At 39.1% G+C, this 26,056-nt stretch carries 12 protein-coding genes; 6 read left to right on the forward strand and 6 right to left on the reverse strand.

Annotated elements, in window-relative coordinates:
• The first annotated feature begins 222 nt into the window (after window positions 1-222).
• Both GJB62_RS02000 and GJB62_RS02005 read left to right on the forward strand, forming a co-directional pair.
• The gene (locus GJB62_RS02000) at window positions 223-2,532 is read left to right on the forward strand and encodes an NAD(P)-binding protein (protein ID WP_114084406.1); all 2,310 of its coding nucleotides are present in this window, start codon (window positions 223-225) and stop codon (window positions 2,530-2,532) included.
• Between the two features lie 205 nt (window positions 2,533-2,737).
• Entirely contained in the window at window positions 2,738-8,074 is a 5,337-nt protein-coding gene (locus GJB62_RS02005; RefSeq protein WP_114084407.1) for an ATP-binding sensor histidine kinase, read from the forward strand.
• Between the two features lie 108 nt (window positions 8,075-8,182).
• On the opposite strand, the gene GJB62_RS02010 is transcribed toward GJB62_RS02005, so the two are convergent.
• Complete coding sequence (locus tag GJB62_RS02010; protein WP_114084408.1) at window positions 8,183-9,811, reverse strand: NuoF family protein; 1,629 nt, start codon at window positions 9,809-9,811, stop codon at window positions 8,183-8,185.
• Window positions 9,798-10,331: a bidirectional hydrogenase complex protein HoxE gene (gene hoxE, locus GJB62_RS02015; protein ID WP_114084409.1), complete on the reverse strand. Its 534-nt coding sequence runs from the start codon at window positions 10,329-10,331 to the stop codon at window positions 9,798-9,800. The genes GJB62_RS02010 and hoxE overlap by 14 nt, the downstream gene beginning before the upstream one ends.
• A 642-nt stretch (window positions 10,332-10,973) precedes the next feature.
• Here hoxE and GJB62_RS02020 point away from each other — a divergent pair.
• The gene (locus GJB62_RS02020; RefSeq protein WP_114084410.1) at window positions 10,974-12,074 is read left to right on the forward strand and encodes an ATP-dependent 6-phosphofructokinase; all 1,101 of its coding nucleotides are present in this window, start codon (window positions 10,974-10,976) and stop codon (window positions 12,072-12,074) included.
• 146 nt (window positions 12,075-12,220) lie between these two features.
• On the opposite strand, the gene GJB62_RS02025 is transcribed toward GJB62_RS02020, so the two are convergent.
• The gene (locus GJB62_RS02025; RefSeq protein WP_114084411.1) at window positions 12,221-12,610 is read right to left on the reverse strand and encodes a response regulator; all 390 of its coding nucleotides are present in this window, start codon (window positions 12,608-12,610) and stop codon (window positions 12,221-12,223) included.
• 908 nt (window positions 12,611-13,518) lie between these two features.
• Between GJB62_RS02025 and GJB62_RS02030 the strand changes: the two genes are divergently transcribed.
• Together GJB62_RS02030 and ppsA are read left to right on the forward strand one after the other, a co-directional pair.
• Window positions 13,519-16,443, forward strand: a complete 2,925-nt coding sequence (locus GJB62_RS02030) for a PAS domain S-box protein (protein ID WP_147262557.1) — start codon at window positions 13,519-13,521, stop codon at window positions 16,441-16,443.
• A 287-nt stretch (window positions 16,444-16,730) separates the two neighbouring features.
• Complete coding sequence (ppsA, locus tag GJB62_RS02035) at window positions 16,731-19,172, forward strand: phosphoenolpyruvate synthase (protein WP_114084413.1); 2,442 nt, start codon at window positions 16,731-16,733, stop codon at window positions 19,170-19,172.
• 272 nt (window positions 19,173-19,444) lie between these two features.
• On the opposite strand, the gene tnpA is transcribed toward ppsA, so the two are convergent.
• On the reverse strand, window positions 19,445-19,858 hold the full coding sequence (gene tnpA / locus GJB62_RS02040; RefSeq protein ID WP_114084414.1) for an IS200/IS605 family transposase: 414 nt from the start codon (window positions 19,856-19,858) through the stop codon (window positions 19,445-19,447).
• Window positions 19,859-19,911: 53 nt separating this feature from the next.
• On the opposite strand from tnpA, the gene GJB62_RS02045 reads away from it, so the two are divergent.
• Complete coding sequence (locus tag GJB62_RS02045) at window positions 19,912-21,099, forward strand: RNA-guided endonuclease TnpB family protein (protein ID WP_114084415.1); 1,188 nt, start codon at window positions 19,912-19,914, stop codon at window positions 21,097-21,099.
• Window positions 21,100-21,138: 39 nt separating this feature from the next.
• Here the strand turns inward: GJB62_RS02045 and GJB62_RS02050 are convergent, their stop codons facing one another.
• Window positions 21,139-22,170: a dihydroorotate dehydrogenase-like protein gene (locus tag GJB62_RS02050; protein WP_114084416.1), complete on the reverse strand. Its 1,032-nt coding sequence runs from the start codon at window positions 22,168-22,170 to the stop codon at window positions 21,139-21,141.
• A gap of 17 nt (window positions 22,171-22,187) precedes the next feature.
• Window positions 22,188-25,823, reverse strand: a complete 3,636-nt coding sequence (nifJ, locus tag GJB62_RS02055; protein WP_114084417.1) for a pyruvate:ferredoxin (flavodoxin) oxidoreductase — start codon at window positions 25,821-25,823, stop codon at window positions 22,188-22,190.
• Window positions 25,824-26,056 lie beyond the last annotated feature (233 nt).

Raw genomic sequence — 26,056 nt, forward strand, 5'->3', positions numbered from 1 at the left:
ATTCCCTACTACACAAGCAAAGTCCATCTAATGCAAAATCAAGGGTTTACTAACCTGCGAAGGCAGGTTTTGCCTGTGTAGCCAAGCCAGTGCGTTGGGCGGCTTTGCCGACTTGTTCGCTCTTAGCGTTCCCGCAGGGTAGCACCTGGCGTGCGACTTCTAGTCGCCCAAACTTCTAGTCGCCCAAACTTTCTCAACTCGCATCTATCACGAAAAACAAATATGTCTGAAACCTTTAAGCCCAAAAAAATCGCTATTTTAGGCGGTGGAATATCATCCCTAACCACTGCTTATGAATTAACCAGTCAACCAGGGTGGGATAGCCTCTACGATATTACTATTTATCAAACAGGTTGGCGTTTGGGTGGTAAATGTGCAACTGGACGCAACATCAAACCCCATACACCCAATTCTGAACCAGACTATCGCATCGAAGAACACGGACTGCACATTTTTTTTGGATTCTACGAAAATGCTTTTCGTCTACTCAAGCAATGCTACGACGAATTAGGTGGTAACGGGCCTTTCAGTACCATAGAAGACGCATTCAAACCTCACAGTCTCATCGTCTTAGAAGAATACATCAATAAAAATTGGAAAACTCTGCCTTTTAATTTTCCTACCAATTCTCTAGTTCCTTGGGAAGGTGGCGGCATTTCTTCTCTTTGGGAACATATCTGCACAACCATTCATTTTGTCATTCAGACTTACGGAGTAATTGATGATTATAGTCAGTCAAAGTCTACTAAAAGTTCTTCAACATCTGTTGCCAAACAAATAGCATTAGGCAAAGAGGTAATGGAATTTTTATCAGATAGTAGTCTCTTGCAGTTTCCTAGCCAGTTGATTCAGTTATTTCTCCAACAACCCATGTTTTGGGGAGGATGGCTGAACAATATCAACCAATTTATTGGTAATATCCTTCAAAACCTAGATTTTACTTCTGAAAAAGTATTCTTAAATCTTGCCTACAACCTAGCTAAATCACTGCCCAAAAATACCAAAAATCACAGACGCGAACATCATCAGCTAATTATTAAGCTCATAGACCGCTTTCAAGAACAGTTAATCTGTCAGATAGAATGTAAGATTGGGCAAAACCCTGATATGCTTTGGCGTTTAACACTCATCGATTTAGCATTAGCAAACATCCGGGGTTTGTTTGTGGATGAGATCATTCATTTTCGTTCCCTAGATAGTTTAGATGAGTACAACTACAGAGATTGGCTACTAAAACACGGAGCTAGAGAATCAAGCGTTAAATCAGCATTTATTCGCGTCTTATACGATTTAGTGTATGGTTTTCCAGAAGGTAATACCGATAGACCCCAACTAGCAGCCGGAACAGCTATTCGTGTCCTCACCACTATCTTGTTCAAATACAATGGCGCAATCATGTGGAAAATGCAATCAGGGATGGCAGAGGTAGTCATCACTCCACTATATGAAGTGCTAAAGCGTCGTGGTGTAAAATTCAAGTTCTTCCATGTTGTCAAGCAGTTGCATTTGGATCACAATCAGCAATCAATTGCCAGTATAACTTTGGCCCGTCAAGTAAATTTAAAAAATCCAAAGCAAGAATATCAACCACTTATCACAGTTAAAGACATTGGTTGTTGGCCTAGTGAACCTCTTTATGATCAGATTGTCGATGAAGAAGCCCAAAAACTCCAAGACCAAGAAATTAACCTTGAGTCATATTGGACACCTTGGCAGAATGTAGACACAATTACCCTCACCAAAGGCAATGATTTTGATATTGTGTTGCTGGGAATTTCTATAGCCGCCTTACCCTCCATTTGCAGTGAATTGCTCCATGCTAAAAAAAATCCGGCTCACCAAAAATGGAGCGATATGTTAATGCAAGTCAAGACAGTAACTACTCAAGGGGGACAAATATGGCTTAAGCCTACCTTATCGCAATTAGGATGGCAACAATCTAGCCCTGTACTAGGAGCTTACGTTGAACCACTCGATGTCTATGCAGATATGAGCGAGTTAGTACAACGAGAAAATTGGCCTTCCGATCATTATCCTTACAATGCAGCTTATTTCACCGGTGTAATTCCAGATCCAGGGATTCCTCCCCACACAGCTTATGATTTTCCAGCTAAAGCCCAAAAAAAGGTAGAACAAGAAGCAATTAACTTCCTTAACAATCACATCGGACAGCTTTGGCCTGATGCTACTCAACCAAAAAATCCCCAAGGTTTGAATTGGGATTTACTAATAGATTTTCAAAACCGTCAGGGAGTAGAACGCTTTAAAGCTCAATACTGGCGAGTTAACATTAACCCATCAGAACGCTATGTACTGTCTGTACCTGGAAGTAGCAAGCATCGACTCAAAACTGATGAATCTGGGTTTGATAACCTTTATCTAGCTGGCGACTGGATTAACAACGGTTACAATTCCGGTTGTGTGGAAGCTACAGTTATGTCTGCAATGCAAGCAACACGAGCCATTCTAAACCAATGCTTCAATATAAAATACACCAAAGAAATTATTGGTGAGTGGGATTCTTGGTTATAAAGGTATATTCAAATTAATCAAGAGCATTTTGACAAATTTAACAGAATTTAGCATTATTGAGGTTGCTAAAACCTAGACTATTTCGTAAACCGATACATTTTTAAAGTTTGTTGTACAATGGACTTTAAAAATGTATTTATTATTCTCTGAATAATAGGATCGTTAGTTAAAACTTTGAAATGTTATTCAAATATTAGTATTACCAATGATTACATTATCAAATTATCAAATTATAGAATTAATTGATGAAGGGATAAAAACTGCTGTTTATCGAGCCAAGAGAAATCAAGATGGTCAAATAGTAGTTATTAAGCTTTTAAAAATAGAATACCCTGAACTCAAAGATATAGCAGCCTTTAAACATGAATATGAGCTAATCAAAGATTTAGATATCCCAGGAGTTATTCAAGCTCATAGTTTAGAAAAATACAACAATGGTTTTGCTATTGTTTTAGAAAATTTTGATGGCATATCTCTCTACAAAACTATCCAGACAGAAAAAATTGAGTTACGAAATTTTCTCAACATAGGCATTCAAATTACTCAAGCTTTAGGTGAATTACATCAAAGTTATATTATCCATAAAGATATTAAACCACAAAATATTATTGTTAATTTAGCAACCTGTCAAGTTAAAATCATTGATTTTTCTATCTCATCATTACTTTTTCAAGAGAAACCCAAACTCAGTAATCCTGGTTTGCTTGAAGGAACTCTAGCCTATATGTCTCCAGAGCAAACGGGAAGAATGAATCGGTCAGTTGATTACCGTACAGACTTTTATTCTTTGGGTGTAACTTTTTATGAAATGCTCACAGGTCAGTTACCATTCTCAGCAACCGATCCAATGGAGTTAGTTCATTGTCATATTGCTAGACAACCCATAGCAGTAGAACAATTAAATCCACAAATCCCTCAATTAATTTCTGCAATTATTATGAAATTACTCAGCAAAACTGCTGAGGGAAGATATCAAAGTGCTTTTGGGATTAAAGCGGATTTAGAAACCTGTCTCGATCAATTAGAGCAAACTAATTCTATAACCAACTTTGCTATTGGCCAGCAGGATCATTCTAGCCAACTGCAAATTCCCGAAAAGTTGTATGGACGAGAAGCAGAAATAAATATCTTAATGAATGCTTTTGAAAAAGTTAATCAAGGAAATAAAGAATTAATATTGGTTGCAGGTTACTCAGGTATTGGTAAATCAGCATTAGTTAACGAAATTCATAAACCTGTTATCAAAAACAGAGGCTATTTTATTGCTGGTAAATTTGAGCAATTTCAGCGCAATATTCCTTATGCTTCCCTGATTCAAGCATTTCAAGAGTTAATGCAGCAATTACTGACAGACAGTGAAGCACAACTATCTACTTGGAAAGAAAAACTTTTAGAGGCTTTAGTTCCGAATGCTCAAATTATTATTGATGTCATTCCTGAACTAGAACTGATTATTGGAAAACAAACAGAAGTCCCACAACTAGCTTCAGCAGAAGCACAAAATCGCTTTAACTTGGTTTTTCAAAAGTTTATCAATGTGTTTGCTCAAAAAGAACATCCATTAGTTGTATTTTTAGATGATTTACAATGGGCAGATTTAGCTTCATTAAAATTAATTCAGTTATTGATTACAGATGCTGAAATCCAATATTTATTGCTCATCGGAGCTTATCGAGATAATGAAGTTGATGCTAGCCATGCTTTAATGCTAGTTTTGCAGGAAATTGAAAAAAATAATAGCCCTGTACAGATTATTCACTGTCAAAATCTAAAAATTACTCATGTTTGTAAATTGGTTAGCGACACTCTAAAATCTAGTTTAGAGAACTCCAAAGAATTAGCAAAATTGATTTTCAATAAAACTGCTGGCAATCCATTTTTTATCAATCAATTACTCAAGTTTATTCATCAAGAAAATTTACTTTTATTTGATTTTCTTACTGGTCAATGGCAATGGAACATTCAGCACATTCAGGCGCTAGAAATTACTGAGAATGTTGTTGAATTGATGATAGGTAAAATTCAGAAGCTCAAAGACACCACACAAAATATTTTAAAAATAGCTGCCTGTATTGGCAATCGATTTAATTTAAATATACTTTCTTGTGTTAACGAAAAATCTCATAATGACACAGCTTTGGAGATTTGGGAAGCATTACAAGCTGGTTTAATTCTACCTTTAAGCGATAATTATAAATTACCACATCTATTAGATTATGTTGAGATTTTTGTAATTGATTATAAATTTCTTCACGATCGCGTGCAACAAGCGGCTTATGCTTTGATACCCGATGAGCAGAAAAAAGAGATTCATTTAAATATTGGTAGACTGCTATTAAAGAATATAGACGAAAGTTTGGTAGAAGAAAGGATCTTCGATATTGTTAACCAATTCAATATCGGTATCCAACTGATTACCTCTCTAGAAGAAAGATATAAAATAGCTAAGTTAAATCTTATTGCTGGACAGAAAGCTAAGGATTCTGCTGCTTACGAATCTGCTGTAAAGTTTCTGAGGCAAGGTCTGAGTTTACTCGCAGTCGATTGTTGGCAAAACTATTATGAACTAACTCTTAACCTCCATGTAGAAACTGTAGAAGCAGAGTATTTAAATACAAATTTTGAGCAAGCAGAAGCATTATTTATTAGTGTTATAAGCAATAGCAAAAGTATTCTTGATGCTGTTAAAGTATATGAGAAAAAAATTCAGTTTTATGTTGCTCAAAATCAAATGCGAGAAGCATTAGATTTAGATTTGCAGGTGCTAGAGATGCTGGGAGTCTCTTTATCTCAAACTCCACCAGCAGAGTTAAAAGTTGAAGAATTAGTCAATCTGCCAGAAATGACTGATGCTCATAAGCTAGCTGCTATGAGGATACTAATGACAGCTATGCCTCCCGCTTATTTAGCCGATCCTGCACTTTTACCATTGATTGCTTTTACGATGGTTGATTTATGTGTGCAGTATGGCAATTCATCTTTTGCAGCTTACGCCTATGGTTTTTATGGGCTAATTTTATGTGGGCCTCTTAAGGAGATTGAATCAGGTTATAGATTTGGTAAATTATCTTTGCAGATTTTAGATAAATTCAACGCTAGAGAAATCAAATCTAAAGTTTATGCACTATTTAATATTTTTGTTAGACATTGGAAAGAACATATTAAAGCAACTATAGAACCTTTACAAGATGGTGTTCAAAGTGGTTTAGATACAGGTGATATTGAGTATGTGGGTTACAATGGATTATTAGTTTGTTGGCATCCTTTTTGGGTTGGAGAAAACTTAGAGATTGTTGAACAAAGACTAGAACAATATATTAATTTAGCACACAAGATAAAACAAGAACATTTTACCATTTGTTTGCTTATTTTAGAACAAATGATAATCGAACTAGTTCAAGGAACTGATAATGAATCTTACTTAGAAGGTGAGAGTTTTAATGAATCTGTAATGCAGAGAATGGCAGGAAATATTACAGCTATCTTTTATAGTTATCTTGCCAAAAGCATTTTGAGTTATTTCTTTAAAGATTATAGCCAGTCTGTTAAAAATGCTCAATTAGCACAACAGTATGAAGTTGCCGTTGGTGGGACTGTTTATCTATGTGAATATAAATTTTATTATTCTCTGGCATTGTTAGCCTTCTTTTTAAAGACTACTTCTCAAATAGATACAAAAGCTGATATAGAGATAGTAGAACAAAATCAAAAACAATTAAAAGAATGGGCAGATCATGCACCTGCAAATAATCAGCACAAATACGATCTAGTAGAAGCAGAAAAAGCACGATTTTTAGGCCAAGTCTTAGTAGCAATGGAACACTACGATCGCGCCATTCAAGGCGCTCATAATTTTGGATATATTCATGAAGAGGCGCTAGCTTATGAATGTGCGGCAGAATTTTATCTCAGTCTAGGAAGAAATGAATTTGCCTCCCTCTACATGACAAAGGCACATTATGGTTATCGCCGTTGGGGAGCAAGTGCTAAATTTAAGGATCTGGAATCAAAATACCCAGAATTAATTGCTAAGGTTTCCACTCACTCTCAACTAGGCTTTACAAGTAATACTATTACTACTTCTACTGCTAATGAAAAGTCAAGCGGACTAGATTTTATTACAGTTATTAAAGCATCGCAAGCTTTATCAGAAGTAATTTTATTGGAAAGCTTGTTAGAAAAATTAATGACAATTGTAATTGAGAATGCTGGCGCTCAAACTGGTATCTTGCTTTTAGATAAAGGAGGAAAATTATTTATTGAGGCTCAAGCAGATGTATACCAAGATGATTTAACTGTTGGTCAATCAATACCAGTCGAAAATAGCCAGAAATTGCCTGTATCTGTAATTAATTATGTCACAAGAACAAAAAAAGATGTGGTTTTATCTGATGCCAGTAGTGAAGGAAGTTTTACGATAGACCCGTACATTGTTGAGCATTGTATAAAATCTCTTATGTGTACTTGTATTGTGAATCAAGGCAAACTAATTGGGTTACTTTATTTAGAAAATAATTTAACAGTGGGAGCATTTACGTCGGATAGAATACAGGTATTAAAAATACTATTTTCGCAAGCAGCTATTTCTTTAGAAAATGCCCGACTCTACGCAAATTTAGAGGAAAAAATTGAGGAAAGAACGAGGGAGATAAATGAAAAGAATGTGCGTTTAAATCAAACACTACATGAATTAAAATTAGCTCAAGCTCAACTTATTCAGACAGAAAAAATGTCCAGTTTGGGCCAAATGGTTGCTGGTATTGCTCATGAAATTAATAACCCTGTAAGCTTTATTCATGGCAATTTAGATCACATTAATAATTACACACAGGATTTACTTAGTTTAATTAATATTTATCAAAATGTCTACCCTAATGTAGCACCAGACATTGAAGAGTTTTTAGAGAATATTGACGTTGATTTTATTAAAGAAGATATACCTAAAACTTTAGCTTCGATGAAAATTGGTACGCAACGCATTCGAGAAATTGTGCTGACATTGCGTAATTTCTCTCGTTTAGATGAGGCTGATATGAAACCAGTTAACATTCATCAGGGAATTGAGAGTACGTTACTCATTTTGCAAAGCCGTCTTCAAGCCAAACCAGGTAAGCCTGCAATTGAGATTATCAAAAATTATAGTGAGTTGCCAAACGTGGAATGTTATGCTGGGCAACTCAATCAGGTATTTATGAATATTCTGAATAATGCAATTGATGCTTTAGAAAGGTCAAATCAGGAAATAACAGCAGAGGAAATTAAGAGTGATTCTAGTGCGATCGCTATTCGTACCCAATTAGTCAATCCTGATTTAGTCGCTATTTTCATTAGGGATAATGGGGTTGGTATGAGTGATAGTGTCAGACAAAAAATATTTGATCCTTTTTTCACTACTAAACCTGTTGGACAAGGTACTGGTTTAGGATTATCAATCACTTATCAAATTGTAGTAGACAAACATCACGGGACAATAGAGTGCATTTCTGCACCTGGACAGGGTGCAGAGTTTATTATTCAAATTCCCTGTCGGCAAAAACGGTAATCTAGCATCAGATATGTCATCAAAAAATGCACCAATATTAAATCCCTTCCATACGAACACATTGTTTAATTAAGGTGACTAACTTAGTCACACTCTCTAATATGAGCTTTAAATAATGGGTTCGTTGATCAAAGCCAAATACTCATCACGGAAATAACGTAAAGTACTAAATACCGGATTGGGTGCAGACTGACCAAGACCACACAAACTAGTATGTTTCACCATATCGCATAGTTCTTCCAACAATTCCAAGTCAGCAAAAGATGCTTTACCTTCACTCATCTTTGTTAACAAGCGATACAACTGTACCGTTCCCACCCGACAGGGAATGCACTTACCACACGACTCATCCATACAAAATTCCATGAAAAAGCGGGCGACATCCACCATATTGGTAGTTTCATCCATGACAATCATGCCGCCGGAACCCATCATCGAACCCAATTGAGTGAGTGATTCATAATCTACCGGACTATCAAAAGCTGTTGCTGGGATACATCCCCCGGAAGGGCCGCCAGTTTGTACTGCTTTTACCACACCGCCATCTGGTACGCCACCGCCCATTGTTTCCACAATCTGCTTTAATGAAGTTCCCATCGGTACTTCTATCAAACCTGTGTTACGGATTTTGCCTGCCAAGGCAAAAACCTTTGTGCCTTTACTCTTTTCGGTGCCAATGCTGGCGAACCAGTCAGCACCGTTGCGAATAATGGGTGCAATATTGGCGTAGGTTTCAACGTTATTAATTAAAGTAGGATGACCCCATAAACCAGACTCAGCAGGGTAGGGCGGACGGGGATGAGGAGTGCCGCGTTTACCTTCAATAGAAGCCATTAAAGCAGTTTCTTCACCACAAACATAAGCCCCAGCACCGATACGAATATCAATCTTAAAATCAAATCGAGAGTTGAAAATTTGAGTGCCCAAAATGCCAAGGCGTTGGGCTTGACGAATGGCAGTTTGCAGACGATTGATAGCGATGGGATATTCTGCCCGAATGTAGATGTAGCCTTGATTTGCGCCTACAGAATATGCTGCGATCGCCATTCCTTCCAAAACGCGATGAGGATCGCTTTCTAAGACGCTGCGATCCATAAATGCCCCCGGATCTCCCTCATCGGCGTTACAAATTACGAATTTGCGATCGCTTTGTTCGCTACTTTTTGCTTTGGCAACTGTTGCCCATTTCAAACCTGTAGGATAACCAGCACCACCACGTCCCCGTAAACCACTGCGGGTAATCGTATCTACTACTTCGTTGGGTGTCATCTCCCGTAAGACATGGTAAAGCGCTTGATAACCTTTGGTGGCAATATAAGATTGAATGCGTTCTGGGTCGATTTTGCCACTGTTTTCTAAAACAATCGGCATCTGAGCAGTAAAAAATGGATGAGTTAAATCACCTTGTTGAACTGTTGTTTCTCCTCCATTGAGAGCAGTGATAATTGAGAAGGCATCACCAGGTGTAACTTTCTCATAAAGCTTACCTAGACTTTCTGGTTCGGTGTTTTTCCTAACCTGTACTAATGGGCCTTTACAGCACAAACGCATACAACCAACGCCACGAACTTCTACTGTTTCTGCCAAATTTTCTGCTGTAACAGCCTCTTCCAAACGCTGTTTGACGGCTTGGGAATTGGCAGATAGACAACCAGCTGCAACACAACAGCGAATTTGCACAGGTTTCTCTAAAGCACGTTCTTTTTCGGAAATTTCAATTAATTCAGGTAGATCCATCTTGCAACCATCCTTTGATGCGCTCAAGGACTGATTCAGCAGTTTGATTGCCTAAAACAGTGCCATCAAACACTACAGCAGGCGCAATTCCACAAGCACCCAGACATCTTGCTGTTAACAGTGAAATTTGACCATCTGCGGAGGTTTCACCAGCGTGAATATGAGTAGACTTTTCTACGTTTGCCAAGATAGCTAGAGCGCCTTTGACGTAACAAGCTGTACCCGTACACACCACACAGGTATGCACGCCACTAGGTGCAAGTGAAAACAAATGGTAGAACGTCGCAACACCATAAACTCGACTAGGTGGCAGTTTGAGACTATGAGCAATGTAAATTAATATATCGTTTTCTAAATAGCCAAAAAGTTCCTGCGCTTTATGCAATATTTCAATGAGTGCATCCTGTTCATACTGGTAGCGTTTGATAGTTGCTTCCAGCATTTTAAAGCGCTTATCACCGTGAGTTAGAGAAGATATTTTTGTTGTGTTGTTACTTTTAACACTAGATATTAAATTCATCGTTTGAGCCTCTCCTCTCTTCAGGATATTATGAGTCTCACAGTTTTGATGATAAGAAAACAATTTGAGAAACTTGTGAGGAGAGGAAGTAAATTTTTGGCTTTGCTGGATAAGAATATGATTTAACCAGGCTCCAGGCGCAGAGATCCAGAGAAAAGATTTATGATTTCGGAAAGAATGCCTAATTTTCGCCGCGTTATCAAGGATATAAGTTTATGTCCTCACAACTTCCACAGATTTTTAGCTTAACCTCAAGATATAGACAAAACAGGGTTTAAACGCCGAGGCAGAAGAAATCCTAATCTTCCGCCTCTTACTTTCTGCCACGCCACCTGCTACAACAGATAGAACGTAGTCAGTGGTTCCTCTACTTTTATCGGGAAAGGCAGAGGGCAGGAGGCAGAAGGCAGAAGGGAATTCTGACTCGTGTCCTCTGGCCCGTGACCGAACGCGAGTGCGTCTCGTAGAGAACCGAACTTGGGTTTAAGACCCCCACCAAATTTTCTTGTTTTGTGGCCTCAATTAAGTACGGTGTTGAATCCCCTTCTAAATTGAACCTTCTGCCTTCTGCCCTCTGCCGACGCTCGCGGACTCGCTAACGCTTCGCTATCCTGCCTTCTTCAATGTTGAGGTGTGATGACTATGCAAAAACGACTTGGCATTCTTACCAGTGGTGGCGACTGTCCCGGACTTAATGCTGTGATTAGGGCAGTTGTTAGTCATGCCACCCTCACCTATAACTGGCAGGTAGTGGGTATTCCTTATGCAACTAGAGGGCTTTTAGAGAGAAAGGCAATTCCTCTGAGGATACATGGTCTAGACCTACGTGGGATTGACCCCTTGTTGAATATGGGGGGTACGATTCTGGGTAGCATCAACAAAGGCGATACTCTAGCTCATATTGACGAGATTGTTGCAGGCTATCATGCTTTAGAACTAGATGCCTTAATTGGTATTGGTGGAGATGGCAGTTTAGCAATTCTCAACCAACTACAAAGTCAGGGAAACTGGCAGTTTATCGCCATTCCGAAAACAATTGATAATGATGTCGGGAAGACAGAAAGAGTAGTTGGGTTTGATACGGCGGTTAATACGATTGTTGATGCTCTAAATCGTTTGACATTTACAGCGGCCAGTCACGATCGCGTCATGATTGTTGAAGTTATGGGACGCAAAGCAGGTCATTTAGCACTACACTCCGGTATTGCAGGTGGCGCAGATGTGATTTTGATTCCCGAAATTCCCTACACAATTAAAGGTGTGTGCGAACATTTAGCAGAATTGCGCGATCGCTGGGGACGCAGATTTGCAATTGTCGTTGTGGCGGAAGGCGCTCAAATAGCAGCCGATTCATCTAGCCCTCAATCCTGCGAAAAGCCATCCTGTGGTATAGGTCAATATATTGCCGATGAGCTTCGCTGTTGCAGTAACCATCAAATTGACATTCGGGTTTCCGTTTTAGGACACATCCAGCGAGGTGGTATTCCCTCAGCTTTAGACCGTTTGTTAGCAACCGCTTTTGGTAAAGCTGCGGTAGATTTATTAGCTGATGGACAATCTGCACAGATGGTAGCCTGGCAAAATGGACAAGTTGTAGCAGTTCCTTTAGAGGCAGTCTTGGCTTGTAGTCCATGTTTTGTAGATGCCAATAGTTTTTTAGTGGAAACTGCGCGATCGGTCAGTACTTACATTGGCGACATTACTCCAGCGATCGTCAAAACAAAATTTAATGAGACTTTGTAAAAATCCAGTTCAAAATTGCCTGAAGCTGAAAATTAGCGAGGGTTTTAAATTGAGAGAACTAGCCATTTCATCATTAATAGAATGATCTATGTAGAGTCTTTAAAACTGTAGTCTACATTTTGATACTTTTATAAAAGTCGTTTAGTTTATAGATGGATAACTGGATTCCAATTAAGAATCTTACAGATGTCATCAACTAATTCTTGGGGTAGACAAGGCTTAGTAATTACTCCTGCTACTCCTAAATTTCTCAACTGCTGTTGTTCTTGAGGTTGAGCTTTAGCTGTCAGCATAATAGTAGGAATGTCACAGATTGCAGCAGTTGCCTGTAGCTGCTTAAAAGTAGTCGGCCCATCCATACCAGGCATCATTACATCTAGTAAAATGGCATCAGGATGCTCAGATTCTGCAATTTTTATTCCCTCGCTACCTGAAGATGCTGTTAATATGTCCCAACCAGCTACTGACTCTAACGAGATTTGAATAATTTCCCGCAGACTATCTTCATCATCAATTACCAACAATTTCTTTGTCATATTTGATACTCCCTTTTGTCTACAGATACTTTTGTCAATCAAAACCCTAATATTTTTTAGACAACTTTATTTTGATTGTGACTTCAAGTAATGTGCCAGGAAAATTATTTTAATACCCTCATAATAACATACTAAATAATAATTATGAAGATTTCGTGAGTAAGGTAAAATTTAAACAAATACAATATAAATCGACGTATAAATATCTCATGCCTCAATATTCTTCCCAATTTGCTAATTAGTAGAATTAGGTTAATAAAGATGAGGCTTTTTTCCTGTAAATGAATTTATTTGGAGAATTCTGATAGTCGCAAGGCAGTAATTGTGTCAGATATTTATTATTAGAGCATTTTGGGGCAGCACTACAATCGCATCTGAGTTAACGCAACAGCTTTGTTGAAGATGATAGCCATTTTAAATTACCACTAATTCACATAATCTATTGGTTTTGACAAAAGATTATACACCTTCATAAAATCCTCACAAACTTTCTATAAATTAGTATATAGCGGTTCCCAATTGCATGTAATACAGACCTAACCCCCAGCCCCTTCCCTTGAAGGGAAGGGGAGTAATAATTCAAAGCCTCTCTCCTAAAAGGAGAGAGGTAAAAACTGTACTGCACCCAAGCAAGAACCGCTATAAGCAAATATCACTGAGATAATTTTTAGAGTTAGTTTTTATTGGAAATACTAGCTCCTAATGTTGTGATTACTCTCAAATAAGCATTTCGGTGAGATATGAATAAAGAAAATCCTTCTTTCCTATTTCCTATCGCCTTTCCACGCAAGTAAGTTAAAAAATCAAAGCGGATTGCTATATTATATAGACGATCGCAGAGAGGCTTCTCGGAGAGTACGGCTCACCGCAGGCTATTACAGATTATAAATTTGTTTAGGATGATTGCAGTGAAGACACGCCAAGAACTTGAACTAGAAAATATAGCTCTACGTAATCAAGTACAAGTATTAGAAGAGACTTTTAGAGCTATCAGAATGGGTAAGGTAGATGCTTTAGTTGTATCTAGCGCTCAAGAAGAACGAATTTTTACTTTGCAAGATGCTGATTATCCTTACCGTGCTTTTTTGCAAGAGATGTATGAAGGCACTGTGACGATAGACAATTGTGGAACAATTCTTTACTGTAATCATCCGTTAGCGGTAATGCTCAAAAAGCCACTAGAGAAAGTAATCGGCTCTAACTTTGAGGATTACATAGCGCCACAAGAAAAACAGGTATTTCAAGGATTATTTCAGCAAGCAAGACAGGTATTTTGTCGAGGAGAAGTTTACTTAATTGCTGAGGATGAGACTCAAATACCTGTTTATTTGTCTTTTAAACCATTGCAAATAGACGACATAGCCGTTACTTGCATAATAGTAACCGACTTAACCGAGCAAAAACGTAATGCGGAAATTGTAGCAGATGAAAGACTAGCAAATTCTATTCTGGAACAAGCAGGCGAAGCAATCGTTGTATGCGATCGCAGTTGGCAAATTATTCGCGCCAATCAAGTAGCACAGAAATTATGTGGTAATAATCCATTATTTCAACAATTTGATTTGTCGTTTCCACTGCAATGTAGTTATTGTAATGGCTATCAAAATATAGAAAAATGTTTATTTCTTGACAAATCAGCAAATTGCCAGCAAAAGCAAGAAGTATTTTCACTATCTAGCTTGCTACAAGGTCAATGTTTCCAAGGAGTAGAAGTATTATTAACCCGCCAAGATGGTAGCAAATTCAATTTATTGTTGAGTGCTACTCCATTATTAAATTTAGACAACCAAATTATTGGTAGTGTAGTGACCCTAACGAATATCACAGAGCGCAAGCAAGCAGAAGAAAGAATAGCACAGATGATAATCCGTGAACAAGCGGCTTGTGCAGAAGCGGAAGCAAACAAAAATCGTTTATTTAATATATTAGAGAGTATTAGTGATGCTTTTGTAGCAATTGATGTTAATTGGTGCTATACATACGTTAATCAAAAAGCAGCAGAAATTGTCGGGAAGAAAGCAAAGGATTTAATTGGTAAAAATATTTGGCAAGAATCTCCCGATTTACTTAGTCAGAATTCTTATAATGATTATTTACAAGCTTTAAATGAACAAAGTTTTCTTCAAGTAGAAAAATTTTATCCATCAAGCCAACGCTGGTTTCAAAAGCGCATTTATCCTTCTGTAGGAGGTATATCAATTTTTTTAAAAGAAATAACTAAAGAAAAACAGACTGAGATTGCTTTGCAGGAAAGTGAAGAACGGTTAAGGTTAGCTTTAGAAGCAGCACAAATAGGAACTTGGGATTGGAATATTTTTACTAACCATCTCAAGTGGTCAAGTCGTCAAGAGCAATTATTTGGTATAACTCCAGGTACGTTTACAAGTAGCTATGAAGCTTTTCTCACCTACGTCCACCCTGAGGATAGAGAAGCAGTTCACCAAGCAGTAATGGGTGCCAAAGACAATAAATCTGAATATTATGTGGAATACAGAGTTGTTTGGTCTGATGCTAGCATTCACTGGATTGGAGCTAAAGGAGAATGTATCTATGACGATGAAGGTACAGCATTACGAATGCTTGGTACTTGTTTGGATATTACCCAACGCAAGCAAGCACAAGCAGCTTTGCAGCAAGCAAAAGCAGAATTAGAAATTAAAGTTGTAGAACGAACTGCTGAATTATCTCAAGCAAATACACACTTGCATAGATTAATCAATATTCTAACAGCAACTATTAACCAACAAACAAAAATTGAAGCTCAACTACGTGAAGCAAACCGCCGTTGGCGTAGCTTATTAGAAAATGTGCAGTTGTTAGTTATTGGACTGGATAAGACAGGGAAAGTTGAATACGTTAATCCTTTCTTTTTAGAATTGAGTGGGTATACCCAAGAAGAAATTTTAGGTAAAGAGTGGATTGCCAATTTTATACCGCAATATCAGCAAGATAATATCCAAAAGATTTTTGTAGAAACGTTAGAGCAAGAATTGCATTCTCACTACCAGAACGAAATTATTACTAAATCTAGAGAAGAACGCGTAATTGCCTGGAACAATACAATACTACAAGATTCACAAGGCGCAATAATAGGTACTATGAGTATTGGTGAAGATATCACCCAACGCTATGCTTTAGAAAAAATTAAGAATGAGTTTATCTCAGTTGTTAGTCACGAATTACGTACACCCATGACTTCAATTCAAGGAGGTTTAAGCTTATTGAAAACTGGTTTGGTAAAACTTGATTCTGACAAGGGTAAACGCATCATTCAAATTGTTTCAGAAAGCTCTGAACGCTTAGTCAGGTTAGTAAATGATATTTTAGATTTAGAAAGATTGCAATCTGGAAAAATTACTTTAAATAAAAAACAAGTTAATGCTGCTGACTTATTAACAGAAGCTACAGAATTAATGCAAATAATGGCTAACAATGCAGGCATAAATCTGTTAGCCTTACCTCAAAATATTAACTTAACAGTTGACAAAGATCGGATTATTCAAGTACTAACTAATTTGCTGAGTAACGCAATTAAGTTTTCACCTCAAGGGTCTACTGTATCAATAGCAGTAGAAGAAATTAAAGGAAAAGATGGCCAAACCTCAGATGTGTTATTGAAGGTACAAGACCAAGGTAGAGGTATTCCTGCTAACAAGTTAGAATCTATTTTTGAGCGGTTTCATCAAGTGGATGCTTCTGATTCTCGCAAGCAAGGTGGAACAGGTTTAGGTCTAGCTATTTGTCGCAATATAGTAGAACAACACAACGGGCAAATTTGGGTTGAAAGTAAAATAGGATCAGGTAGTATTTTTTACTTAAAGCTACCTTTGTAAATTAAGCATAGCTACTTACCTAATACTTTTCGGTTAAGGGGGAAAGGGGAAAGGGAAAGGGTTTAAATTTACCTTTACCCCAAACCCAATAAGCTTTGCCCAGACCAAAAGAGAGATTGTTGGGTTTATCCGAAAAGTATTGGCTACTTACCTATATTTGATATTTGCAGTATTTCTCTGTAAATTATTTAGCTATACCCTCACAAGTTCCTCAAATAATCTTTCTATAACCATAAGTATGAGACGACTATAACCCTCGTGATTAGCTTGATAAAAGGAAATTTTCCATGCCAGAAGCACTAGTTAATCAACAAACTAATCATCAACTTTCCCAAGACAAAGACTTGGTATTACCTTTAAGCGAAGTTGGAATTGCTGATATACCCCTAGTGGGTGGCAAAAACGCTTCTTTGGGAGAAATGATTCAACAGCTTGTACCCAAAGGCATTAAAGTTCCCACAGGATTTGCCACTACAGCTTACGCTTATCGCTACTTTATCTCTTGTGCTGGTTTGGAACCTAAATTGCAGCAATTGTTTGCCAATTTAAATGTAGAAGATATGAACAATCTCCATTTTATTGGTCAGCAAGCACGGTCTTTAATACTGCAAACTCCATTTCCCCTAGAATTGCAACAAGCAATTACCCAAGCTTATCAAGACCTTGAAAAACAATATGGCACAAACACAGATGTTGCAGTCCGTTCTAGTGCCACAGCAGAAGACTTACCTGATGCTAGCTTTGCCGGACAGCAAGAAACATACCTTAATGTCCACGGGTTACAAGCTATACTAGAAGCCTGTCACAAGTGCTTTGCTTCGATCTATACTGATCGTGCTATTTCTTACCGGGAAATCAAAGGTTTTGACCACTTTAGTATAGCCCTCTCAGTAGGCGTACAAAAAATGGTGCGTTCTGACCTAGCAACATCTGGTGTGATGTTCTCAATTGATACTGAGACAGGTTTTCAAGATGTAGCACTGATTACTGCTGCTTATGGTTTGGGAGAAAATGTAGTACAGGGAGCGGTCAATCCAGACGAGTACTTAGTATTTAAACCTACACTTAAGCAGGGATATCGCCCAATTTTAGAAAAACGCCTGGGTACAAAAGAAATCAAGATGGTCTACGATGTCGGCGGATCGAAATTGACCAAAAATATAAGTGTTGTTGTTAGCGATCGCTTAAAATATGCCCTTAGTGATGAAGAAATTTTACAACTAGCCCAAGCTTGTTGTCTGATTGAAGAACATTACTCAAAAGTTCGTGGTGTCTACACACCAATGGATATTGAGTGGGCCAAGGACGGGATTACCAATGAACTTTTTATCGTGCAGGCGCGTCCCGAAACAGTACAATCTCAGAAATCAAAAAATGTTCTCCGCACTTATCAATTACAACAAAAAGGTGAAGTGTTGAGTACAGGGCGGAGTGTGGGTGAAATGATTGGTCAAGGTAAAGCCAGAGTTATTCTGGATGTGCAGCAAATTGACCAGTTTCAGCCTGGAGAAGTGCTAGTCACAAATCGCACCGATCCTGACTGGGAACCAATCATGAAACGTGCTAGTGCAATTATCACTAATCAAGGTGGGCGTACTTGCCATAGTGCAATTATTGCTAGAGAAATAGGTATTCCGGCAATAGTTGGTTGTGGTAATGCCAGCACCGTTTTGAAAACAGGACAAGAAATTACTGTTTCTTGTGCAGAAGGCGAAACGGGCAAAGTTTACCAAGGTTTATTACCTTATGAAGTGAAAGAATTAGCATTGGAAAATTTGCCCCACACTGGTACCAAAATTATGATGAATGTGGGTAATCCAGAAGAAGCATTGAGTTATGCCGCTATCCCTAATGATGGAGTTGGATTAGCGCGGATGGAATTTATTATTGCTAATCATATTAAAACGCATCCACTGGCGTTAATTCACTTTGATAAATTAGAAGATGAGTTTGCAAAATCTCAGATTGCTGAGTTAACTGCCCAATACAAAGATAAAGCGGCATACTTTATCGATAAACTAACTCAAGGTATTGGCACGATCGCAGCTGCTTTTTATCCCAAACCTGTAATTGTGCGCCTGTCAGACTTCAAGAGTAACGAATATGCTAACCTTTTGGGTGGCAAGCAGTTTGAACCCCAAGAAGAAAACCCGATGTTGGGGTGGCGTGGTGCTTCGCGTTACTACGATGAACGCTATCGTGAAGGCTTCGCTTTAGAATGTCTAGCGATGAAAAATGTGCGCGATCGCATGGGTTTAACTAATGTAATTTTAATGGTGCCATTTTGTCGGACTCCCAAAGAAGGTCGGCGTGTGCTATCAGAGATGGCCAAGCATGGTTTGGTGCAGGGAGAAAACAGTTTACAAGTTTATGTGATGTGCGAGTTACCTAGTAATGTGCAATTAGCAGATGAGTTTTGTGAAATCTTTGATGGTTTCTCAATTGGCTCGAATGACTTGACACAATTGACATTAGGAGTAGATAGAGATTCGGAATTAGTAGCGCATTTATTTGATGAACGGAATGAAGCGGTGAAGCTGATGATTGCCAAAGCCATAGCCACAGTTCAAAAGCACGGACGTAAAATTGGTATTTGTGGTCAAGCACCGAGCGACTATCCAGAATTTGCCCAATTTCTGGTTCAGCAAGGTATTGATTCTATCAGTCTTAACCCTGACTCCGTATTGAAGACTCTTTTAGAAATAGCAAGTGCGGAAGAAGGTAATTGAAAAAGAGGCAGGGGAGCAGGGGGCAGGGGGCAGGGAGCAGGGGTAAATGTGTTAATCGTCGTCCGCTACCCTATGCCCACCCTCAACTCGAAGTCACGGGTGGGGACTTCCGCGACACGTTAAACTTTTAACTAATTTCAGCAGAAGTCCCACATCTCACTTTTAGGAGTGTGGGATGAATGCTGTGTGAGTTGACGACTGTCCTCTGACCGATATTGAGCGTAGGCGAAATCAAGGAAGAGGACATGGAGGAAACGAACAAATTCTTACGTTTATTCTGCGGGTGATTCTTGCGCTTCAATGTATTTTCTAAGAGTTGATACGGTAACACCACCACAACTAGCAACAAAATAAGAACCGCTCCAGAACACATCTTTCCAGTAAAAACTTTCTAGGTGTTCTGCAAATTCTTGCCGGAGTTTTCTAGATGATACAGACTTCAAAATATTTACTAATTTGCTCAATTCAACATCTGGATGATATTGAAAAAGTAAATGTACATGGTCATCTTCACCATTAAATTCTACCAGTTTACAATCCCACTTTTCTAGCAATTCTTGCATTACAGTATTTAGTTTACTTAGCATCTCGGATGTAAATGCTTTACGCCGATATTTAGTAACCAGCACTAAATGTACTTTCATGTCGCTAATAGACCTTCCTTTTGAAACAAAATCATCTTTCATATTATGCCTAAGTCAGTGTATGCTAAAAAAGCAACACTTAATTGATCGAATAAGTGAGAATCTCTTATCAGTACCGATTAAAACCAACGAAAGAACAAGCATTGCATATTGATAAAACATTAGATATGCTGCGATGTCAGTATAATTATCAGCTTGCTCAGAGGTTTGATTGGTATGAGCAAAACAGATGCCCTATAGATAGATGCTCACTTGTTCTTTGTCATATCCCAGAGTTAAAAGATAAGCCTAATCGCTTTAGTCAACAGGCAACGCTAACCCAACTAAAAAAAGACAGACCTTGGTACAAAAGCATTCATTCTCAAGTTCTACAAGAAGTTCCTAAAAAAGTTGAATTAGCTTTTGATCGTTGGCTAAAAGGTGATAATACTGGCAATCGTAGCGGTAAACCTAGACTCAAAGGTAAAGGGCAGTATAAAACTTTTACGTATCCACAATTCAAAAAGGAGCATTTTGAAAACGATAAAATAACATTGTCAAAAATAGGTGCTGTAAAAGTAATTGTTCATCGTCAAATGCCGGAAGGGTTTGACATTAAAACTGTAGCTGTTACCAAAAAAGCTGATGGATATTATGTAACTCTGAGCTTAGAAGATAAAACTGTACCGACGGTCAAACCGGATTTTGACACTAACAATATTGTCGGAATTGATGTTGGGCTGATAGATTTTTATGTTGCCTCTGACAATACTAGAATTGCTGCACCAAAATATCTTCGCAAAGCTGAACGAAAATTAAAGTCAGCGCAGAGAAGAGTATCAAGACGCAAAAAAGGCTCTAATCGTCGTAAAAAAGCTATTAGAAAGTTAGGTATCCAGCATAAAAAAGTAGCGGATACCCGTAAAGATTTTCATTTCAAGGCTGCTAACAACTTACTCAAAAAGTATGATGTTATCGCAGTAGAAAAACTGAACATCAAAGGACTGGCTAAATCACGACTTGCTAAAAGTGTAAACGATGCTGGTTGGGGACAATTTATTTCGATACTGACAGTCAAAGCCGAAAACGCTGGACTGAAAGTTGTTGCTGTAAATCCAAACGGCACAAGCCAAGAATGCTCTAATTGTGGCACTAAGGTAATAAAGCCACTATCAGAAAGAACGCATAATTGCCCTAATTGCAAGGTTAGTTTGTGTAGGGATCTGAATGCAAGCCTGAATATAAAAGCGCGTGGGGCACACGCCTTAAAAGCTCAGATAATGTCTTCATTGAAGAGTCTCTGAGAAGCTCGCGCTTACCTGTACTCAGGAAGCGCGAGTATGTCACCCGAAGTAATAGGAAGTGTCGTGAATTGTTGCCCATTCAGGTTTATAAGTGGCAAGAGAGCGCATATATTGGGCACGTTCAAAAGCGCTGGGATTTGGACAATGCTTTTGACTCATACTCCCCTGCATTTGTTGGACTGATTCATATTCATGTTTTTGCATCCATTCGCGCATTTCCTGCTCGATGACTCTAATGTGGTTGATCCCATTTCGTAACAGTGCCGAGCAAAGCATCGTAATCTTGGCACCAGCCATGAGCATTTTTAACGCATCATCACCCCTCTGAATACCACTTGTTGCTGCCAAATCAGCATGAATACGACCATAGAGAATGGCAATCCATCGCAGAGGTAATCGCATTGATTGCGGTGTACTTAACAGTACATTGGGTTCAACATCAAGGAGATTGAGATTAATATCCGGCTGGTAAAAGCGGTTAAATAGTACTAAAGCATCAGCACCCGCCTCATCCAAACGTTTTGCCATATTTGCCATATTGGTGAAGTACGGGCTGAGTTTGACTGCTACGGGGATAGTTACTGCTGCTTTGACTGCACAAAGAATATTAATATAGGTTTGCTCAATTTCATTGCTTGTTAGTTCCATATCAGTAGGGACATAATAAATATTCAATTCCAGCGCGTCTGCTCCCGCTTGCTGAATTTGTTTGGCATAGTTTGTCCACCCACCAACAGATGAGCCATTGAGACTGGCAATAATTGGAATGCTCACCTTCTGCTTGGTTTTGTGGATATGCTCTAAATAAGTTTCTGGCCCTACCCGAAAGCTAGCTGAGTTAGGGAAGTAACTTAAGGCTTCAGAAAAACTTTCAGTTCCTTGAGTGAGGTGATGGTGGAGTTCATCACGTTCTAGGCGCAACTGTTCTTCAAATAATGAATGCATCACCACTGCGGCTGCACCTGCATCTTCCATGCGTTGGATGTTGTCAATATCCTCTGATAGAGGGGATGCAGAGGGAACAAAAGGCGATCGCAATTTCATTCCCATATAAGTTGTAGTTAAATCCATTATGATGACTCCTGTTTTCAATAATTTCTTGCAGCTAAGTATTGATACATCTGCCAACGGGTCTTCACATCTGCTTGAGCTTCTTTAAGTAATTGCTGTGCCGCTTCTTCGTTACTCTTAGTCAACATCTTGAAGCGGTTTTCTAGATACATATATTGCTCTAGCGGTAACTTTGGTGTGCGTGAATCAAGTTGTAGTGGGTTTTCTCCTTGCTTGATGCGGTCTGGATTAAACCGATACAGCAACCATTGACCAGAATCGACAGCAGCTTTTTGATTCTGCATTGCTGTACTCATGTTGATCCCGTGGGCAATACAATGGCTGTAGGCAATAATTAGCGATGGGCCTTGATAAGCCTCAGCTTCTAGGAATGCCTTGAGAGTGTGTTCATCTCGTGCGCCCATTGCGACGCTGGCAATATAGACATTGCCATAAGTCATGGCCATTAAACCCAAGTCTTTTTTAGGCGCAGCTTTACCCCCAGATGCAAATTTGGCTACAGCGGCTTTGGGAGTGGCTTTGGACATTTGTCCACCTGTATTGGAATAAACTTCAGTATCGAGAATGAGAATATTAACGTTGTGTCCACTGGCTAAGACGTGATCTAATCCTCCAAAGCCGATATCGTAACCCCAGCCATCACCACCGATAATCCAAACGCTCTTTTTCACTAAATAATCAGCTAGCGATTTTAGATTTTGAATTTTTGATTTTTGATTGGGGTTTGGTTGATGATTGACGATTTCATCTAGCCGTTTTTTCAGCAATTCTATTCGTTCTCGCTGTTCCCAAATATCAGCTTCATCTTTTTGTTCGGCATTGAGGATACTATTTGCCAGTTCTTCACCCACATCTGTTATCAGATATTTGAGTAATTCTGCGGCAAATTCTGCTTGTTTATCAATCGAAATGCGAAAACCGAGGCCAAATTCGGCGTTATCTTCAAATAACGAGTTTGACCAAGCTGGCCCGCGTCCTGCGGCGTTGTGCGTCCAAGGTGTGGTAGGTAAATTACCGCCATAGATAGAAGAACAACCAGTGGCATTGGCAACAATCATGCGATCGCCAAATAACTGCGTTGCTAACTTAATATAAGGTGTCTCGCCACAACCAGCGCAAGCCCCAGAAAATTCAAACAATGGTTCTTGCATTTGCTGTTGGTTAATATGAGTCAGCTTCAAATGACTTCTATCTGGATTAGGAATACTCAAAAAGAAATCCCAATTTTCCCGTTCTTGTTCACGTAATGGTCTTTGCGGTTCCATATTGATTGCTTTGCGGCGTAGTTCTGATTTATTCTTCGCCGGACAAACATCTACGCAAATTCCGCAGCCAGTACAATCTTCTGCTGCCACTTGGATAGTATATTTAAAACCTTGCCAATCATGGTCTTTGGCATTGGTACTCTTAAACATTAATGGTGCATTTTCTAACTGCTGCGGTTCGTAAACTTTACTACGGATGACACTATGAGGGCATACCATGATGCACTTGCCACACTGAATGCAGACATCTGTATCCCAAACGGGTATTTCCTGGGCAATGTTACGTTTTTCCCATTTCGCTGTACCAGTGGGATAAGTACCGTCTGCTGGTAAAGCGCTAACAGGTAGTTCATCCCCTTCACGGACAATCATTTTACCAAGAACATCACGGACAAATGGGGGTGCAGCATCAAGAATTGGAGATTGTTTTCCTTTCCCATTCCCTATTCCCAATTCCCTATTCCCCACTTCAAACAAATTTTCCAAAGTGGTATCTACTACTTTGAGGTTCATCTGCACAATTTCGTCGCCTTTCTTGCCGTAACTCTTGCGAATAGAGTTTTTGATTTCTGCAATCGCTTCTTCTCGTGGTAGTACACCCGATAAAGCGAAGAAACAAACCTGCATGACTGTGTTGATTCTGCCAGCCATGCCTGCTTGACGAGCAACTTTATAGGCATTAATTACATAAAATTTCAGATGCTTTTGAATAATTTGTTCTTGTACTGATGGCGGTAGATGATTCCAAACTTCATCCTTTTCATAAGGAGAATTAACTAAGAATGTTCCACCTGGTACGATGTCTTTCAAAATAGGAAATTTTTCAATAAATTCCCATTGGTGACAGGCAACAAAGTTAGCTTTGCTGATTAAATAGGTCGAGCGAATTAATTGTGAACCAAAGCGTAGATGCGAAACTGTGACGGAACCTGATTTCTTGGAATCGTAGACAAAATAGCCTTGAGCATAATTGTTTGTTTCTTCTCCAATAATTTTGATTGAGTTTTTATTAGCGCCCACTGTTCCATCGGCACCCAAACCATAAAAAATCGCCCTTACCGTGGTGTCTGGTTCAATACTAAAGTCAGGGTCATAATTCAAACTGGTGTAGGTGACATCATCATTAATGCCGATAGTAAAATGATTTTTTGGTTCAGCCGCAGCCAGGTTATCAAAGACAGCTTTAATCATTGCTGGCGTGAATTCTTTAGAAGATAAACCGTAGCGACCACCGACGACTTGAGGCAGAAAGTCAGCACTTCGGCTACGCTCAGTGACCGAGGGGCGGAGGGGCAGAGGGGAATCTAATCCTAATTTTTCCCCTGTTCCCCATACTTCATACAAAGCTGTAACTACATCAAGGTAAAGGGGTTCACCAGATGCGCCTGGTTCTTTGGTGCGGTCTAAAACTGCAATGCTACGGGTAGTTGCTGGTAAAGCGGTGACAAATCGCATCGCATCATAAGGGCGATATAGTCGTACTTTCAAAACGCCTACTTTCTCGCCATTAGCGTTGAGGTAATTGACTGTTTCATGTACAGCCTCACAACCGGAACCCATCAGCACAATGACTCGTTCGGCTTCTGAGTCGCCGTGGTATTCAAATAGTTGGTATTGTCGCCCAGTCATGGCAGCAAATTCATCCATGACTTTTTGGGTGATATCTGCACAAGCTAGATAGTAAGGATTGACAGTTTCTCTGGCTTGGAAGTAGACATCAGGATTTTGTGTTGTCCCGCGCAAAACTGGTTTATCGGGGGTGAGGGCACGTGAACGATGGGCGAATACTAATTCATTGGGAATGAACTCTCGCAAATCATCTTCTGTTAAAGTTTCTACTTTGTTAATTTCGTGGGAGGTACGAAAGCCATCAAAAAAGTGGAGAAAGGGTATTCGTGATTCTAGGGTTGCGCGTGTTGCTATCAAAGCAAAGTCTTGTGCTTCTTGCACTGATGCGGCACACAACATAGCAAAACCAGTACCACGCGCTGCCATGACATCGCTGTGGTCGCCGAAAATGGAGAGAGCTTGTGCGGCTAGCGATCGCGTGGCAATATGAAATACTGTAGGTGTGAGTTCTCCGGCAATTTTGTACATATTGGGGATCATCAACAATAATCCCTGCGATGCTGTAAATGTGGTTGTCAGTGAACCAGTTTGCAAAGCACCATGTACAGCACCAGCCACACCTCCTTCACTCTGCATCTCTACCACAGAGGGAACAGTACCCCAAATGTTGGGTTTGCTTTCACTAGCCCAAGTATCTGCCCACTCAGCCATTGGTGAAGAAGGTGTAATGGGATAAATCGCAATGACTTCATTAAGTCGATAGACGACTTGGGCAACAGCCTCATTGCCGTCTATAGTTGCAAAGCTTCTCTTGTTCATTTTCTTGCACCTGTGTCTTTAAGGGCTAGCAATGACTAAGCTGGATCTACTTTTGACATTAGGATAAGAAGTTGAGAAACTTGTGAAGACTCACCTTTGGCTATGATTCAGTTTGTGCACATAATTCTTACTTTGTCAAAGAAAACATAGCTGTTAACCAGGAAATCTTTGCTAAGAACATACTGGCGTGACTATTAGAAACAGTTACAGAATACACATATTGTTTTTAAATC

Source organism: Nostoc sp. ATCC 53789, assembly GCF_009873495.1.
GTDB lineage: Bacteria > Cyanobacteriota > Cyanobacteriia > Cyanobacteriales > Nostocaceae > Nostoc > Nostoc muscorum_A.

Coding starts and splice junctions, on each gene's coding strand:
- GJB62_RS02000 (WP_114084406.1), top strand. CDS start 223: ATGTCTGAAACCTTTAAGCCCAAAAAAATCGCTATTTTAGGCGGTGGA.
- GJB62_RS02005 (WP_114084407.1), top strand. CDS start 2,738: ATGATTACATTATCAAATTATCAAATTATAGAATTAATTGATGAAGGG.
- GJB62_RS02010 (WP_114084408.1), bottom strand. CDS start 9,811: ATGGATCTACCTGAATTAATTGAAATTTCCGAAAAAGAACGTGCTTTA.
- hoxE (WP_114084409.1), bottom strand. CDS start 10,331: ATGAATTTAATATCTAGTGTTAAAAGTAACAACACAACAAAAATATCT.
- GJB62_RS02020 (WP_114084410.1), top strand. CDS start 10,974: ATGCAAAAACGACTTGGCATTCTTACCAGTGGTGGCGACTGTCCCGGA.
- GJB62_RS02025 (WP_114084411.1), bottom strand. CDS start 12,610: ATGACAAAGAAATTGTTGGTAATTGATGATGAAGATAGTCTGCGGGAA.
- ppsA (WP_114084413.1), top strand. CDS start 16,731: ATGCCAGAAGCACTAGTTAATCAACAAACTAATCATCAACTTTCCCAA.
- tnpA (WP_114084414.1), bottom strand. CDS start 19,858: ATGAAAGATGATTTTGTTTCAAAAGGAAGGTCTATTAGCGACATGAAA.
- GJB62_RS02050 (WP_114084416.1), bottom strand. CDS start 22,170: ATGGATTTAACTACAACTTATATGGGAATGAAATTGCGATCGCCTTTT.
- nifJ (WP_114084417.1), bottom strand. CDS start 25,823: ATGAACAAGAGAAGCTTTGCAACTATAGACGGCAATGAGGCTGTTGCC.